The sequence below is a fragment of the Streptomyces sp. NPDC053069 genome, from assembly GCF_044546895.1.
Taxonomy (GTDB): domain Bacteria; phylum Actinomycetota; class Actinomycetes; order Streptomycetales; family Streptomycetaceae; genus Streptomyces.
Map to the genome: position 1 here is coordinate 491,151 of NZ_JBITZN010000001.1, position 15,126 is coordinate 506,276.

General features: G+C 72.9%; 14 protein-coding genes and 3 pseudogenes. 11 read left to right on the top strand and 6 right to left on the bottom strand.

What is annotated here, in order from left to right; translation table 11 throughout:
* Window position 1: 1 nt before the first annotated feature.
* Window positions 2-541, bottom strand: coding sequence for a GNAT family N-acetyltransferase (locus ACIGXP_RS02170; RefSeq protein ID WP_399763031.1), 540 nt, complete (start codon window positions 539-541; stop codon window positions 2-4).
* Between the two features lie 70 nt (window positions 542-611).
* On the opposite strand from ACIGXP_RS02170, the gene ACIGXP_RS02175 reads away from it, so the two are divergent.
* The 3 genes and pseudogenes from ACIGXP_RS02175 (at window position 612) to ACIGXP_RS02185 (ending at window position 2,676) form a co-directional block, all read left to right on the top strand.
* Window positions 612-1,004: a VOC family protein gene (locus tag ACIGXP_RS02175; protein WP_399763033.1), complete on the top strand. Its 393-nt coding sequence runs from the start codon at window positions 612-614 to the stop codon at window positions 1,002-1,004.
* A 43-nt stretch (window positions 1,005-1,047) separates the two neighbouring features.
* Window positions 1,048-1,550, top strand: a pseudogene (locus tag ACIGXP_RS02180) (VOC family protein); the annotation flags it as partial.
* A 73-nt stretch (window positions 1,551-1,623) separates the two neighbouring features.
* Window positions 1,624-2,676, top strand: coding sequence for an aldo/keto reductase (locus ACIGXP_RS02185; protein WP_399763035.1), 1,053 nt, complete (start codon window positions 1,624-1,626; stop codon window positions 2,674-2,676).
* Between the two features lie 72 nt (window positions 2,677-2,748).
* Here ACIGXP_RS02185 and ACIGXP_RS02190 read toward each other — a convergent pair whose 3' ends face one another.
* Window positions 2,749-3,396 (bottom strand): MarR family winged helix-turn-helix transcriptional regulator, encoded by a 648-nt coding sequence (locus ACIGXP_RS02190; RefSeq protein WP_399763037.1) that lies wholly within the window; start codon window positions 3,394-3,396, stop codon window positions 2,749-2,751.
* Window positions 3,393-5,129 (bottom strand): FUSC family protein, encoded by a 1,737-nt coding sequence (locus ACIGXP_RS02195; protein ID WP_399763039.1) that lies wholly within the window; start codon window positions 5,127-5,129, stop codon window positions 3,393-3,395. The genes ACIGXP_RS02190 and ACIGXP_RS02195 overlap by 4 nt, the downstream gene beginning before the upstream one ends.
* A gap of 174 nt (window positions 5,130-5,303) precedes the next feature.
* Between ACIGXP_RS02195 and ACIGXP_RS02200 the strand changes: the two genes are divergently transcribed.
* From ACIGXP_RS02200 to ACIGXP_RS02220, 5 genes are all read left to right on the top strand, one after another.
* A complete protein-coding gene (locus ACIGXP_RS02200) occupies window positions 5,304-5,861 on the top strand; it encodes a DUF5134 domain-containing protein (protein ID WP_399763041.1) in 558 nt (185 codons plus the stop codon).
* A 163-nt stretch (window positions 5,862-6,024) separates the two neighbouring features.
* Window positions 6,025-6,960, top strand: coding sequence for a M56 family metallopeptidase (locus ACIGXP_RS02205; RefSeq protein ID WP_399763043.1), 936 nt, complete (start codon window positions 6,025-6,027; stop codon window positions 6,958-6,960).
* Window positions 6,961-7,037: 77 nt separating this feature from the next.
* Entirely contained in the window at window positions 7,038-7,739 is a 702-nt protein-coding gene (locus ACIGXP_RS02210) for a phosphatase PAP2 family protein (protein ID WP_399763045.1), read from the top strand.
* Between the two features lie 10 nt (window positions 7,740-7,749).
* A complete protein-coding gene (locus ACIGXP_RS02215; protein WP_399763046.1) occupies window positions 7,750-8,439 on the top strand; it encodes an HAD family hydrolase in 690 nt (229 codons plus the stop codon).
* Between the two features lie 263 nt (window positions 8,440-8,702).
* The gene (locus tag ACIGXP_RS02220; protein WP_363218500.1) at window positions 8,703-9,380 is read left to right on the top strand and encodes a helix-turn-helix domain-containing protein; all 678 of its coding nucleotides are present in this window, start codon (window positions 8,703-8,705) and stop codon (window positions 9,378-9,380) included.
* 31 nt (window positions 9,381-9,411) lie between these two features.
* Here the strand turns inward: ACIGXP_RS02220 and ACIGXP_RS02225 are convergent.
* Window positions 9,412-9,717, bottom strand: a pseudogene (locus tag ACIGXP_RS02225) (DUF6214 family protein); the annotation flags it as partial.
* Window positions 9,718-10,062: 345 nt separating this feature from the next.
* Window positions 10,063-10,446 (bottom strand): annotated as a pseudogene (locus ACIGXP_RS02230) (DUF6214 family protein); the annotation flags it as partial.
* 112 nt (window positions 10,447-10,558) lie between these two features.
* Between ACIGXP_RS02230 and ACIGXP_RS02235 the strand changes: the two are divergent.
* Both ACIGXP_RS02235 and ACIGXP_RS02240 read left to right on the top strand, forming a co-directional pair.
* Window positions 10,559-11,893, top strand: a complete 1,335-nt coding sequence (locus tag ACIGXP_RS02235; RefSeq protein ID WP_399763048.1) for an FAD-dependent oxidoreductase — start codon at window positions 10,559-10,561, stop codon at window positions 11,891-11,893.
* 204 nt (window positions 11,894-12,097) lie between these two features.
* Window positions 12,098-13,507, top strand: a complete 1,410-nt coding sequence (locus ACIGXP_RS02240; RefSeq protein ID WP_399763050.1) for a nucleobase:cation symporter-2 family protein — start codon at window positions 12,098-12,100, stop codon at window positions 13,505-13,507.
* Here the strand turns inward: ACIGXP_RS02240 and ACIGXP_RS02245 are convergent.
* Complete coding sequence (locus ACIGXP_RS02245) at window positions 13,424-13,780, bottom strand: helix-turn-helix domain-containing protein (RefSeq protein WP_363218497.1); 357 nt, start codon at window positions 13,778-13,780, stop codon at window positions 13,424-13,426. The genes ACIGXP_RS02240 and ACIGXP_RS02245 overlap by 84 nt on opposite strands.
* 130 nt (window positions 13,781-13,910) lie before the next feature.
* Here ACIGXP_RS02245 and ACIGXP_RS02250 point away from each other — a divergent pair, with 130 nt between their 5' ends.
* Window positions 13,911-14,990, top strand: a complete 1,080-nt coding sequence (locus ACIGXP_RS02250) for an NADH:flavin oxidoreductase/NADH oxidase (RefSeq protein WP_399763052.1) — start codon at window positions 13,911-13,913, stop codon at window positions 14,988-14,990.
* Window positions 14,991-15,126: the final 136 nt, after the last annotated feature.

Genomic DNA, 15,126 nt, shown 5'->3' on the forward strand with positions numbered 1-15,126 from the left:
CTCACACGAGCTTCTTGACCAGCAGCTCGAACTGCAGGTCCGCGCGCTGCGGGACGCCGAAGCGCTCATCGCCGTACGGGAAGGGAGTCATCCTTCCCGTACGGCGGTAGCCGCGGCGCTCGTACCAGGCGATCAGATCGTCCCGTACGGAGATCACCGTCATGTGCATCTCGGTGACGCCCCAGGTCTCGCGGACCCGGCGCTCGGCCTCCGCCATGACCGTCTTGCCGAGGCCCGCGCCCTGCAGGGTGGGGCTCACCGCGAACATGCCGAAGTAGGCGTGGTCGCCACGGTGTTCGAGCTGGCAGCAGGCGACGATCCGGCCGTCCTGCTCCACGGTCAGCAGCCGGCTGTCGGGCGACTTGATGACCTCCAGCACACCCTCCGGATCCGTGCGCTGCCCCTCCAGGATGTCCGCCTCGGTGGTCCACCCGGCCCGGCTGGCGTCCCCGCGGTAGGCCGACTCGATCAGCGCGACCAGCGCGTCGACGTCGGCGTCGGTGGCATCTCGGAAGGTGGGTCCGGTGGCGGCGGTTTCCATGAGGCGGCCTTTCGGTCTCGGGCGTGGCAGAGCCAGGGTCGAGAGTAACCCTGCTCTAGGCTCCGCCTGCATGGTGCACGTACTCAGCAGCCGGACCCTGCTCACCCCCACCGACCCCGAGCGCTCCCGGGCCTTCTACGGAGAGCAGCTGGGGCTCGCCGTCTACCGCGAGTTCGGTACCGGTCCCGAGCGCGGGACGGTCTACTTCCTCGGCGGCGGCTTCCTGGAGCTCTCGGGGAGGTCCGAGACACCGCCGTCGCCCCCGGTCCGGCTGTGGTTGCAGGTGCCCGATGTGACGGCCGCGCACGAGGAGCTGCGCACCAAGGGCGTCGGCATCGTCCGGCCGCCGGTGCAGGAACCGTGGGGCCTGGTCGAGATGTGGATCGCCGACCCGGACGGCACCCGCATCGCCCTGGTGGAGGTCCCCGCGGACCATCCGCTGCGGTACCGGCCGGGACTCTAGCGTCCGGCGAGAAGGCAGGCCGTGGTGAACAGGGGCTTCGGCCCTGTTCGGCCGGCGGCCGGAGACAGATCCGCGGCAGGAGGCGGGCGGATACACGGTGCGCACCTGGGGGACGCGGCGGTCGCCGCGCTCACCCCGCGGTACCAGGAGTCCCAGCCGGTCGCGTGGCGCGCCGGGCTGTTCAACGCGCCCGGCACGCTGGGCCGGGTGGAGCCGGCGACCCGGGACACCCGGCGGGCCCGGGACTTCTGCACCAGGGTGCTCGGCTGGAGCGTCCGCGCCTCGCAGTGGTACACGCAGTGGGACATCGACGGCGAGGACTTCGGCGGCATGGCGGACATGGGCGACCGGTTCCCGCCCGAGGTCCCCCGCACTGGCTGCCGTACTTCGCGGTGGGCCACGTGCGCGACGGCCGAGGTCGCGGCGCGGGCGGGCGGTGCCGTCGCGCCGGCGTCCGTCTCCGTGCAGGACGGCCCGCGCATCGCGGTGCTGCGCGATCCGCAGGGCGCGGCGTTCCGGGTGCACCGGGCCGGTGCGGAGGGCTGAGCGGCGCTCTTGCCTTCGAGAACACTCCAGCCCCTAGCGTCGCACGCACCACTTGCCGGAAAGGGAAGCACACGTGCGGTACACACTGTTCGGACGGACCGGTCTGCGCGTCAGCGAGCTGGCGCTCGGCACGATGACCTTCGGGGAGGACCTGGGCTGGGGTGCCGACAACGACACCTGCGCCCGGATCCTCGACGCGTACGCCGACGCGGGCGGCAACTTCGTCGACACCGCGAACAACTACGCCTCGGGCAGCTCCGAGCGGATCCTCGGCGAACTGCTGGCCGGGCGCCGCGACCGGTTCGTGCTGGCGAGCAAGTACACCTGCGCCACCCACGACGGCGACCCCAACGCCGGGGGCAACCACCGCAAGAACCTCGTGCAGTCGGTCGAGGAGAGCCTGCGCCGGCTGCGCACCGACCGGCTCGACGTGCTGTGGGTGCACGCCCGGGACAACTTCACCCCGGTGGAGGAGGTGATGCGCGCCCTGGACGACGTCGTACGCGCCGGCAAGGTGCTCTACGTGGGGGTGTCGGACTGGCCGGCCTGGGAGATCGCCCAGGCCAACACCCTGGCGGAACTGAGGGGCTGGACGCCTTTCGCGGGCTCGCAGCTGCGCTACAGCCTGCTGGAGCGCACCCCGGAGCGTGAACTGCTTCCGCAGGCCCGGGCCTTCGACCTCGCCGTGTTCGCCTGGGCGCCGCTGGCGGCGGGCAAGCTCACCGGGAAGTACCGGCGTGGGGAGCGAGGCCGGCTGGACGTGCTGGGAGAACGGCCGAAGACAGGGGAGGAGGACGTGATCAGCGTCGTCCTGGACGTCGCCGAGCAGGGTGGCTGGAGTCCGGCGCAGGTGGCCCTGGCCTGGCTGCTGGCCCGGCCGGGGAACGTCGTCCCCATCATCTCCGCCACGAAGCCGGAGCAGCTGGCCGACAATCTCACGAGCACCGAGGTCCGGCTGGACGCGGACGCGGTGCAGCGGCTGGACGAGGTGAGCGCGGTCCCGCTGGGCTTCCCGCACGACTTCCTGCGCGAGCCGCCCGTCACACGCAACGTCTACGGTGACCGCTGGCCCGGCATCCAGGACCGCCGGTCGACATATCGGCGCACGGCACACGACGTGCTCTAGGTGTATTGGCCTGAAGCGTCGCCTTCCAGCGCTGTGCCGGCTCGGTGCGGCGCATCGGCTTGGCGACACCCCCTAGGCGCGCAGCGCGCCCATGTGGCCCTCCAGACGGCTCAGCAACTCGGCCAGCAGACCGGCGAGTTCGTGCTGCCCCTCGGGGGCCAGCCCGGACAACACCGTGGTTTCGTAGGCGAGTTGCTCCGGGAGGATGCCGTCGACCAGTTCACGGCCGGTGTCGGTGAGGCGGAGGTGGGCGACGCGACGGTCGCGGGTGTCGCCGCGCCGCTCGACCAGACCGCGTTCGGTCAGCTGCTTGAGCCGCTTGGTGACGGCGGCCCCGGAGGAGAAGGTCTCCCGGGCCAGCTCCCCCGGGGTCAGCTCGTGCCCGGTGCGGCGCAGCGCCCCCAGCAGGTCGAACTCGGGACGGCTGAGCCCGGCCCGGCGCAGCGGCGCGTCCTCGGCCTGCTGGAGCAGCGCGGCACAGCGGTTGATCCGGCCGATGACCTCCATGGGCCCGGTGTCCAGCTCGGGGTGGACGGCCTGCCACTGCCGGACCACGGCGGCGACGGTGTCACGGCGGCCGACGGTGTCCGCGCCACTGCCGGTGCCCCCGCCAGGGGCGGTCCCGAGGGCGGGCGCGCCGGGGGCGGGGCCCGTGTCGGACGCGGAGCCCGTGTCGGACGCGTCGTCCGTCGGCGTGTGGTCGCCGTTCCTCGCCGTCATGGCCGTATGCCCTCCGTCGTCCTGCCCGGGGCGCGGCCCTGGTCCTGGGGCCGGCCCGGGGCGCGGCCCTGGTCCTGGGGCCGGCCCGGGTTGTGGCCCTGGTTCTGGATCCGCGGTACGAACCCCTGGCGTCGTACCGTCGCCGCGAGCGTACGGTGTCCGGACTGTTCGGCGAGCACGACCCGCTCCTCGGGCAGGTCGCGCTGCCACCACTCGCCGGATGCGGCGTCGGCCGTGGCGCGCAGGTCGACGAGGGCGGCGGCGAGGGCACGACGCGCGGACTCCAGAGCGCGGGGTGCCGGCTGCGGCTCGGCGAGCAGCCTGGCGGCGTCCTCGCGGGCGCGTTCCGCGGTCGTCAGCGCCTCGTCGAGACGGTCGCCCGCACGCCGGTTGGTGACGGCGACGGCCGCGACGAAGCCGACCAGCGCGCCGACGAGGGTGTCCGCGACCCGCTGGGTGATCAGCTCGGCCGGGTTCTGGGCGCGGGCGAACTCGGTGACGAGCAGGGCCATGGGGGTGACGCAGACGCTGCCCAGCCAGTAGTTGCGGCCGATCAGCGCCTCGGCGCCGAAGTTCAGGGCCAGGGTGCACAGCACCAGGGCGGCCGGGTGCAGATGGGCGAGCGGCGCGAGCGCGGCGAAGAGCAGGACGCCGACGACGTTGCCGACGACACGCTGGACGCCGCGGCTGAAGGTGAGGGTGACGTTGGCCTGGTAGAGCGAGGCCGCGGTGACCAGGGCCCAGTAGGGGCGGCCGACCCCGAGTGCGAGGGAGGCGTAGCCGGCGAGGGCGCAGCCGATCGCGGTCCGTGCGGCGATCGGGACGAGGGGGACCAGGCGGTGCCGCAACGACAGCCTGGGGTGGGCGGGTTCGGTGTCCACGCCGAGGAGTTCGTCGGCGGACTCGCGCGGGGAGTCGGCGCGCGGTATCCGGCCGGTGCCGCGCAGGTCGCGGGCCCAGGCGCGCAGCCGTGCGGAGTCGGTGTCGCCAGGTGCGGCGAGGGCGACCTCGGCACGGACGAGGAGCCGTTCCAGGGCGCGCCGGGTGCGGTCGGGCCGGGCGCCGGCAGCGAGCAGCGACTGCCGGGCGGCGTGGATCGCGGCGGCGGCCGCGGCCCGGGCCCGGGCGTGGCCGTCGGCGGTGCCGCGTGTGTCGGCGTACCCGGCGGCGGCGTTCAGGGCGTGGGCGGTGGCGCGACGCTCGGGACCGTGCGGGCGGAGCAGTCCGGGTGCCATGCCGACCAGCCAGGCCCAGGCGCCGGCCGCCAGGGCCAGACCGACGTGGGCCGGCACCTGGCCGAGGATCTGCGGGGCGAACAGCGAGGCGGAGCTGATGAAGGTCAGCACCACGTTCGCGGGCGGTCCGAGGCGGGTCGCGTCGCACGCCGTTTTCTGGACGGCCGCCATGACGGCGCCGACAGTGACCAGGACGACGGGATCGGAGGTGAGCGACGCGACGAGCAGGGCGACGGCGAGCCCGCCGACCATGCCGAGCACCACCCGGGCGAGGACGCGGGCGCGGGCGGCGTAGGGCCGGTTGTGGCCGTACAGGGCGCACAGTGACCCGGCCATCGTGTACATCGCGAGGTCGAGGCGGCCGAGGGCCAGCAGGGTCAGGTTGGGCGGGGCGACCGCGGCGACCACGCTCAGCGCGGGCTTGAACCAGATGTCGGAGGGCCGACCGAGACGGAGCACTCCGGCGAGGGGGAGTCGGGGACGGGTCGCACTGCTCATACCATTAATTTAGCATGTGTTTTACTCGTAAAATTCTATGGCGGAATCGCTTCCACGGCGCGTTCACCTGTCGTGCTCCGGCGAGTGCTCCCCGTGTACACCCTTGCGCTCGCGTGCGCTCCGCCTGGCGTGGGCATCGCATCCTCGACCCACCGTCGAGCGGGGGAGGTGCGTGTGCACGGACCGGTGCCGGCAGCGTGGCTGCTGGTCGCACTGTGCGCCGCGACCGGCGCCTACTGCCTGATGCGCATGCGCAGCGGCGTGGAGGAGCAGCGCCGGGCCGCGGGCGGCGAGGCGCTCATGGGCTTCGGCATGGCCGTGATGGCCGTGCCGGCGGCGGTGTTCACGCCCCCGAGGTGGGCGTGGCCGGTGTACGCGGTCGTGTTCGCCGCCGCGGCCCTGCGCGCACTGTGGACGGTGCGCGCCGCCCGGCATCATCTGCACCACCTCGTGGGCGCCGCCACGATGGTCTACATGGCGGTGGTGATGGCCGCGGCCCCGCCCGGCGCGCACCACACGCACGGCGGCACCGGGGTGCCCTTGCTGACCGGCGCGCTGCTCGCGTACTTCACGGGGTACGTGCTGCTCGCCGGCGCCCGTCTGGTGCCCGCCGCCGTCGCGGTGGCCGGGGCCGTCGGCGCCCCGGCCGGCTGGGGCGACCGGCCGGAGCTGGCGCGGGCCTGCCGGCTGTCGATGGGGATCGGGATGGTGGCCATGCTGCTCACCATGTGAGCCAGAGAGCCGGCGAGCGAGTGAGCACGTACGCCACGGGAGCCGTGCGCGCTGTCAGGGGAGCCATGGGCGCAAGGTGCGCCCGGCGCGGGTGCGTTGTCTGCGTCACTTCCACGGCGTGGACCGTACCCGTGAGCGGCCTCGCCCTCATAGGGTGCTGACCATGATGGTCCCCGTGACCCTGCTGCTGCTCGGCGCCATGACCGCCGTCGTCGCCCCGCGGCTGCTCGCCCGGGCCGACTGGCCGGACCGTGAACCGGTCGTCGCCCTCTGGGTGTGGCAGTGTGTCGTGGCGGCCGTGCTGCTGTGCTGTCTGCTGTCGATGACGCTCAGCGCGTCGGCGGCCTGGCAGGCGGTACGCGGGCAGGTGTTCGCCCGGGCTCCGCGCGCCGTCGTCGATGCCTACGCCCTGGGCACGGCCGGCCCCTGGGCGGCGCCCACCGCCGTCCTGCTCGCCGTCGGCGGCCTGTGGAGCCTCGCGATGCTGGTGCGCGAGGTGGTACGGGCCCGTGCCCGGTGGCGCGCACGGCGGGCCGAACTCCTCGTGCGGGCCCCGCTGTTGCCGGGTGAGGAGCCGGCGAGCGGCCGGCTGGTGGTGCTGGAGGGCGAACGGCCCGATGCCTGGTGGCTGCCCGGTGCGGCACCCCGGCTGGTCATCACGACGGCCGCACTGCGTCGCCTGAAGGGGCGTCAACTGCACGCACTGCTCGCCCACGAGCAGGGCCACGCCCAGGCCCGGCACGACTGGCTGCTGCACTGCTCGGCGGCGCTGGCGGCAGGGTTCCCGCAGGTGCCGGTGTTCGCCGCGTTCCGCGACGAGATGCACCGGCTGGTCGAGCTCGCCGCCGACGACATGGCCTCCCGGCGCTTCGGCCGGCTGACGACCGCGCTGGCGCTGGTCGAACTCAACGAGGAACGGGGCGTGTTCGGGCCCTGTCCCACGCCGCATGCCCATGTACCGCAGCGTGTGCACCGACTGCTGGCTCCCCCGGACCGGCTCCCCGCACTGCGCCGGCTGCGTTTGACGGCGGTCGCGGCGCTGGTGCCGGTGATCCCCGTGCTGGTGGCCCTGGTTCCCGGCTTGCGGGCGCTCGGCTGAGCCCCCGACCGTACGCCACACCGCACGAGCCGGCCGGTTGGTCGCCACGGGCTGCCCGACCGACAAGGATCGCAGGCATGCACCACAGCACCGCCCCGCCCCGGCCCCGCACCCTGCGCACCGCCGCGTTCGTCGCAGCCGCCCTCGGCATGTGCTGCGGACTGCTGTCGATCCTGGTCGTGATCCACTGGCACCCGCTGCTCGGCATGGACGGCGACATCTCCCGTACGACCCACCGCTGGGCGGTCCGCGACCCCGTTCTCACGCACGTCTTCCGGGTGCTGACGGACTGGGTCTGGGATCCGCTGACCATGCGTCTGGTGGGCGTGGTGGCCGCGGTGTGGCTGGTGTGGCGGTACGCCGCCTGGTGGACGGCGCTGTGGCTGGCGGCCACCGTGGCCCTCGCGGCGATCGTGCAGCAGACGGTCAAGGACGCCGTCGGCCGGCCACGCCCGGTGTGGCCGGACCCCGTCGACTCCGCCCACTACGCGGCCTTTCCCTCCGGTCACGCCATGACGGCCACCGTGGTCTGTGGACTGCTGCTGTGGCTGCTGCACCGCTTCGGCGCGGGCCGGGCCCGGTGGCGTACGGCCGTGGCGGCGGCCGTGGTCTCGGTGGTGGGCGTGGGCGTCACCCGGGTGTGGCTGGGCGTCCACTGGTCCTCGGACGTGCTCGGCGGGTGGCTGTTCGGAGCGTTGCTCGTCACGCTGGCCGTGGTGGTGCACGAGTGGTCACGCCGCCGCCACGCCCCCGGTACGCCACTCGGCGGACCCCGATAGGGTCGGGCGCATGACTGCCGTGTTGTTCGACTTCTCCGGGACGCTGTTCCGCATCGAGTCCACCGAGTCCTGGCTGCGTGCGGTGCTGGCCGAGACGGGGCAGACGCTGCCCGAGCCCGAACTGCTGGCTGCCGCACGGGCCTTGGAGGAGGCCGGTGCGCTCGCGGGCGGCGCGGACCCGGTGGAGCTGCCGGAGGATCTGGCCGAGGTCTGGGCGGTGCGGGACGAGAGCGCGGAGCTGCACCGGGCCGCCTACACGGGTCTGTCCCGGCGGGTGCCGCTGCCCGACCCCGGACTGCACGACGCGCTGTACGAACGGCACATGACCCCGGCCGCCTGGGCTCCGTACCCGGACGCCGCCGAGGTGCTGCGCACGCTGCGCGAGCGCGGTATCGGCGTCGGCGTGGTCAGCAACGTGGGCTGGGACCTGCGGCCGGTCTTCCGCGAGCACGGTCTGGACAAGTATGTGGACGCGTATGTGCTGTCGTACGAGCACGGCGTGCAGAAGCCGGACCCGCGGCTGTTCGCCGTCGCCTGTGCGGCGCTGGGCGCCGATCCGCGGCAGGTGCTGATGGTCGGCGACAGCAAGGAGGCGGACGGCGGCGCGACCGCGCTCGGCTGCCGGGTGCACTTCGTCGACCACCTGCCGGTGACGGACCGGCCCGACGCGCTGCTTCCCGTGCTGGACCTGGTGGGATGACGCCCGGAGGCCGCCGACGGACCGGCCGGCTCTCGCAGCCCTCGGCCCGGTCGTGTTCGCGCTGCAGCTGTCCGGGCGTCCGAGCATCTGGCCGGAAGGCGCTGGGAGTGCGGGAAAAAGACTCGTTTCCGTGCCGTCCGCCTGAGACGATCCCCCGCGTCGCCCCAGACGGACGGCAACCCTGGACAGGGCGGCCCGCGCAGGGCTGCGCCCCCTGCGGTGAGTATAGTTGGCTGGCAGCCAGTCAACGCAGGAGTTACAGGATGTCCCCGCGCAGCGCCTCGGTCAATGAAGAGTTGCGGCGACGTTCCCGGGAGCGGCTGTTGCAGGCCGCCGTGGAACTGGTCGACGAGCGCGGTTACGAGGCCACCACCTTGGGCGACATCGCGGACCGGGCCGGTTCTGCGCGCGGACTGGTGTCGTATTACTTCCCCGGCAAGCGCCAGTTGGTGCAGTCCGCCGTACACCGGCTGATGCACCGCACGCTGGAAGAGGCGCTGGAGCGGGAACCGCACACCGAGGACGGCCGGGAGCGGCTCGCCCGGGCCATCGACGCGATCCTGGGACTGGCCCGCGACCGGCCGGTGCTGATGCGCCAGCACATGGCGGGGCTGCTGCAGGCGGAGGGCTTCGTGCAGTGCCCGGAGCAGCGCCGGCTGTCGGAGCTGCTCAGCGACACCGTCGCCCGGTACGGCTCCGAGGACGTCGTCATCGACTATTCGATGCTGCGGGCCCTGCTGATGGGTGCGGTGTACTCGGCGCTGATACCGGGGGTGCCGATGCCCGTCCCGGCGCTGCGGGCCGAACTGTTCGAGCGGTACGGGCTCGACTGGGAGTCGGGAGTGCCGCCGGAGAGCGTGCCGGGCGGTGAGGCGCGGGAACAGGACCTGTCCCGGTTCTTCGCCACGGAAGAGCGCCCCAGCCACCCCGGTCATCCCTGACGCGGCGGCAACTCGCCTCCGTGAACTCCGGTCAGTCGCGGCGCGCATGACGGGGCGTCAGGTATCCCGCGTCCCGTGCCTGGGCGATCAGCCTGAGGGAGCGGCGACGGCTGTGTCCGGTCGCGCCCATCACGGCGAGCACCGGGTCGAAGCCCTGCTGCTGGGCGGCGCGGTACTCCTGCGCCACGAGCCGCCGGCCCTCGTTGCCCCGCGGCCAGCCCGGCCGGGCGCGGCGCGGCCCCACGTAGTGCAGCACGCCGTCCTGCTTGCCGTCGGCTGCCGGTGCGCGCTCCCCGGCGGCGGGTTGCGGTGCACGCTCCCTGGCGGCGGGTTGCGGTGCGTGCCCGCCGGCGGCGGCATGCGGGGCTTGCTTCGTACCGACAGCTTCCGGTGCGTTCTCCCTGCTGTCGACTTCAGGCGCGCGCTCGCTGACGGCGGCATGCGCGGCGTGTTCCATACGGCCGGCTTCCGGGACGGGCTCCCTGCCGGCGGCTTTCGAGGCGGGCTCCGTGATGGTGTGCTGCATGACGGCGGGTTCCGGGGCGGGCTCCGCGCCGGCGGGTGGAGTGGCGTACGCCGCGCCGGCGGGTGGCGGTGCGCATGCCCCACCGGCGGGTGGCGGTGCGCATTCCCCGCCGACGGGTGGAAGTGGGTATGCCGCGCCGACGGCTTCCCGTTGCTGCCCCCGGTCGGCGGCTCCCCGTTCGCGCCGCTCTGCCGACCGCAGGTCGCCCCCGCCCTCGTACGACCGCTCCGCCGCCACCCCGCACGACTCCAGCAGCGGCGCCTCGATCCAGTTCGCGAGGACCGCCAGGTCGGTGAGGGACAGGGCCGGCTGCGCGCTGACGTCCTCGATGGAGACGCGTCCGTCGCGCAGGACGGCCAGGGCGTCGACGCGGGCGCCGTCGGGGAAGGCCAGCTGGACCTGGTACCAGGACGTCGTGCCGCCGTGCTCCCGCACCTTCCACGCGGGCCACACGGACACGGCGCCGTCCTCCGCGTTCCGATCAGAAAGATCAAGAAAGGATGCTTCTAGCACACACGCAACGTAACCGCATGATCGCATTCCATACGAACGGACACGCGTCGGCGTCACCCCGCCGGCCCCTGCCGCCGCGGGCCCGGGGATGCCATGCTGGAGCCGTCCGCACACCCTCCTTCGGGCAAGGAGTACCGCTGTGCTGCGTGTCGCCGTCGTCGGTTCGGGGCCGAGCGGGTGTTACACCGCCCAGACCCTGGTTCAGCGCGACCCCGAAGTGTGCGTGGACGTCCTGGACCGGCTGCCGTGCCCCTACGGCCTGGTCCGTTACGGCGTCGCTCCGGACCACGAGAAGATCAAGTCGCTGCAGAGCAGCCTGAGGACGGTGCTGGAGCACGAGCGGGTGCGCTTCCTCGGCGGGGTCCGGGTGGGCGGCCCGGGCGGCCTTCCGGTGGAGCGGCTGCGGGAGGCGTATCACGCGGTGGTGTACTGCGTGGGGGCCGCCACCGACCGCCGGCTGGGAATCCCGGGCGAGGAGTTGCCGGGCAGCTGGTCCGCGACCGACTTCGTGGCCTGGTACAGCGCGCATCCGGACGCGGCCGACGCCGGCTTCCTGCGCGGCGTGCGGTCGGCCGTCGTCATCGGCGTGGGCAATGTGGCGGTGGACGTGACCCGGATGCTGGTCCGGGGTGCCACCGAGCTGCGCCCGACGGACATCCCGCAGGCGGCGCTGGACACGCTGGCGGCGAGCGGGATCACCGAGGTGCACATGGTGGGCCGGCGTGGCCCCGCACAGGCCCGCTTCACCACCAAGGAGCTGCGCGAGCTGGGCGCGCTGCCCGGGTCCGAAGTCACCGTCGATCCGGCCGACCTGGCGCTGGATCCCGTCGACCCGACGGCGCTGCCCGCCGTACAGCGCCGCAATCTGGAGGTGCTGCGCGACTGGGCCGCCCGGCCCCCGGCCGGTGCCGGCCGGCACATCGGGCTGCGGTTCTTCCTGCGCCCCGTGGAACTGCTCGCGGACGGGGGCCGGGTGGGCGCCGTGCGCTTCGAGCGGACGGCGCCGGACGGGCACGGCGGGGTGACGGGCACCGGCCGGTTCGAGGACGTACCCGCCCAGTTGGTGCTGCGCTCGGTGGGCTATCGCGGAGTGGCGCTGGACGGGCTGCCGTTCGACCCGGCGAGCGGCACGGTGCCGAACGCGGCCGGCCGCGTCGTACGCGACGGTGTCCCCTCCCCGGGCGAATACGTCGCCGGGTGGATCAAGCGCGGCCCGACGGGAGTCATCGGCACCAACCGGCCCTGCGCCAAGGAGACGGCGACGTCGCTGCTCACGGACGCGCCCGCACTGCTCGGCAAGCAGCTGCCGGAGGATCCGGTGACGGCGCTGCGCGCGGCCGGGATCGAACCCGTGCCCTGGGCGGGGTGGCTGGCGATCGAGCAGGCCGAGGCCGCACTGGGGGCGCGGCTGGGGCGGAGCGTGGTCAAGCTGGCCGACTGGGACGCGCTGCTCACGGCGGCCCGGTCGGCGTAGCGCCGGGGACCGGCCACTCGGTGGCATGACCTGGTGGTACGGCCCGCTGGTTCACCTCAATGGCACGGCCGGGTGGCACGACGTGGTGACACGGCGTGGTGGCATGACACGCGCCGGCAACAGAGCGGAAATCAACAAACTGTTCAAGTCCCTTACGGTCTCGTCCTGTTCGGATGCCACTCCCCCGCCGCTGACGGAGCCCCCATGACCACGACCGCAGACGTCCACCCCGTCGACGAGATCCCACCGGTACGGCAGTTGGCCGCCTTCGGACTGCAGCACGTGCTCGCGATGTACGCCGGTGCCGTCGCCGTGCCGCTGATCGTGGGCGGCGCGATGAAGCTGTCACCCGCGGATCTGGCGTATCTGATCACCGCCGACCTGCTGGTCTGCGGGATCGCCACGCTGATCCAGTGCGTCGGCTTCTGGCGGTTCGGCGTCCGGCTGCCGATCATGCAGGGCTGTACGTTCGCGGCCGTCTCGCCGATGGTGCTCATCGGGACGACGGGCGGCGGACTGCCCGCGATCTACGGCTCGGTGATCGTCGCAGGCCTTGCGATCATGCTGCTCGCGCCGGTCTTCGGCACGCTGTTGCGCTTCTTCCCGCCGCTGGTGACCGGCACGGTGATCCTGATCATCGGGCTCTCCCTGCTGCCGGTCGCGGGCAACTGGACCGCGGGCGGCGTCGGCGCGAAGGACTTCGGCGCGCCGAAGAACCTGGCGCTGGCCGCCTTCGTGCTGGTGGTGGTGCTGGCCGTGCAGCGGTTCGGGCCCGCCTTGCTCGGCCGGATCGCCGTACTGACCGGCATCGCCGTCGGTCTCGCGGTCGCCGTGCCCTTCCACCTCACCGACTTCAGCGGGGTCGGCGACGCCGACTGGGTGGGCATCAGCACGCCGTTCCACTTCGGGGCGCCGCGGTTCAAGGCGTCGGCGATCGTGGCCATGCTGGTGGTGGCGCTGGTGGCGATGACCGAGACGACCGGTGACCTGATCGCGGTCGGCGAGCTGACGGGGCGTACGGTCGAACCGCGTTCCCTGTCCGACGGGCTACGGGCGGACGGGCTGTCGACCGTCCTGGGCGGAGTGTTCAACACCTTCCCGTACACGGCGTACGCACAGAACGTGGGCCTGGTCGGCATGACGCGGATGCGCAGCCGCTGGGTGGTCGCGGCGGCGGGCGGCATGCTGGTGCTGCTCGGCCTGCTGCCCAAGCTGGGCGCGGTGGTCGCAGCGATCCCGGCGCCGGTGCTGGGCGGCGCCGGACTGGTCATGTTCGGGACGGTCGCGGCGAGCGGGCTGCGGACGCTGGCCCGGGTGGACTTCCGCGGCAACAACAATCTGACCGTGGTCGCCGTGTCGGTCGCGATCGGCATGCTGCCGGTGGGAGTGCCTACGGTCTACGAGAAGTTCCCGGACTGGTTCCAGACGGTGATGAACAGCGGGATCAGCGCGGGCTGTGTGTCCGCGATCACGCTGAACCTGCTGTTCAACCATCTTCCGGCGGGCAACCGCCTGTCTACGAAGGCCGGTTCAGACGTTCTCCCCGAGCCGGCCGGCCTGCCGGTCGGCGGCCGCGAGGAGGCTGTCGAGCAACCCCGGGAAGAGTCCCTCTAGCTCGTCCCGGCGCAGGCCGTTCATCTTGGCCGTGCCCCGGTAGACCTGCCGGATGACCCCGCTCTCGCGCAGCACCCGGAAGTGGTGGGTGGTGGTGGACTTGGTCACCGGCAGCTCAAACTGCGAGCAGGTCAACTCGGCTTCGGCGGCTGCGAGTTCGCGCACAATCTGCAGCCGCATCGGGTCGGAGAGGGCGTGCAGCACGGACTCCAGCCGGATTTCGTCGCGCTCCGGGTGCGGCAGTGCGCGGCCGGTGGTGGCGGTTTCGGTCACGGCGGCTGCCCTTCGTCGCGGTACTTCTCGGCTGCCAGCATTGTACGAGAGGCATCGTAGTTTGACACTTCTCGTAGTACGAGGGTTATCGTACGAGCCGACAGCGGTCCCGTGACGAACGGAGTCTGTAGTGAGCACGCTCTTCGAGAGCCTCACCCTGCGTGGAGTGACCATCCCGAACCGGGTGTGGATGCCTCCGATGTGCCAGTACTCGGCCGAGCCCGAGGGTCCGCTCGCGGGTGCCCCGCACGACTGGCACTTCGCGCACTACGCGGCGCGCGCCGCGGGCGGCACCGGCCTGGTGATCATGGAGGCCACGGCGGTCTCGCCGGAGGGCCGGATCTCCCCCTACGACCTCGGCCTCTGGAACGACACACAGGTGGAGGCCTTCCACCGGATCACCCGGTTCCTCGGCGCCCAGGGCACGGTGCCGGCGGTCCAGCTCGCGCACAGCGGCCGCAAGGCATCGACCGACCGGCCCTGGAAGGGCGGTGCGCCGGTCGGACCGGAGGCGCACGGCTGGCAGCCACTCGCTCCGAGCGCGGTGGCCTTCGACGAGCGGCATCCGGTGCCGACCGAGCTGTCTGTGGATCAGATCCAGGAGGTCGTCGGCCAGTTCTCCGCCGCGGCCCGCCGGGCGCTCGCCGCGGGATTCGAGATCGCCGAGATCCATGGCGCCCACGGCTACCTGATCAATGAGTTCCTGTCCCCGCACTCCAACCACCGCACCGACGCCTACGGCGGCTCGTACGAGAACCGCACCCGGTTCGCCCTCGAGGTCGTGGACGCCGTACGCGCGGTGTGGCCGGAGGACAAGCCGGTGTTCTTCCGTATCTCGGCCACCGACTGGCTCCAGGACGGCGGCTGGACCGCGGACGACACGGTCCGGTTCGCCCACGACCTGCACACCCACGGCGTCGATCTGCTCGACGTCTCCACCGGCGGCAATGTCTCCGGGGTGACCGTTCCGACCGGCCCCGGCTACCAGGTGCCGTTCGCCGCCCGGGTGAAGGCCGAGACGCCACTGCGCGTCGCGGCCGTAGGACTGATCACCGAGGCCGGGCAGGCCGAGAAGATCGTGAAGAACGGCGAGGCCGACGCCGTCCTGCTGGGCCGCGAGCTGCTGCGCAACCCGTCCTGGGCCCGGCACGCCGCCCGCGAACTGGGCGGCGAGGTCCGGGTACCGGACCAGTACCACCGGTCGCTCTGACCACACCCGACCCAACTGCGGGACGGCAGCGGGCCGGTCGCCAGCGGGTCAGTCGGCAGTTGCCCGACTCCGACGGCAGCAGGCCGGTCGGCTACTGCCTGGCTGCGGCGCGGAGCGGACGAGTCAGCAACTGCCC

Excerpts from the sequence above, each read along its gene's own strand:
- ACIGXP_RS02240 (WP_399763050.1), top strand. The coding sequence starts at position 12,098 with ATGACCACGACCGCAGACGTCCACCCCGTCGACGAGATCCCACCGGTA.
- ACIGXP_RS02190 (WP_399763037.1), bottom strand. The coding sequence starts at position 3,396 with ATGACGGCGAGGAACGGCGACCACACGCCGACGGACGACGCGTCCGAC.
- ACIGXP_RS02195 (WP_399763039.1), bottom strand. The coding sequence starts at position 5,129 with ATGAGCAGTGCGACCCGTCCCCGACTCCCCCTCGCCGGAGTGCTCCGT.
- ACIGXP_RS02215 (WP_399763046.1), top strand. The coding sequence starts at position 7,750 with ATGACTGCCGTGTTGTTCGACTTCTCCGGGACGCTGTTCCGCATCGAG.
- ACIGXP_RS02205 (WP_399763043.1), top strand. The coding sequence starts at position 6,025 with ATGATGGTCCCCGTGACCCTGCTGCTGCTCGGCGCCATGACCGCCGTC.
- ACIGXP_RS02220 (WP_363218500.1), top strand. The coding sequence starts at position 8,703 with ATGTCCCCGCGCAGCGCCTCGGTCAATGAAGAGTTGCGGCGACGTTCC.
- ACIGXP_RS02170 (WP_399763031.1), bottom strand. The coding sequence starts at position 541 with ATGGAAACCGCCGCCACCGGACCCACCTTCCGAGATGCCACCGACGCC.
- ACIGXP_RS02175 (WP_399763033.1), top strand. The coding sequence starts at position 612 with ATGGTGCACGTACTCAGCAGCCGGACCCTGCTCACCCCCACCGACCCC.
- ACIGXP_RS02210 (WP_399763045.1), top strand. The coding sequence starts at position 7,038 with ATGCACCACAGCACCGCCCCGCCCCGGCCCCGCACCCTGCGCACCGCC.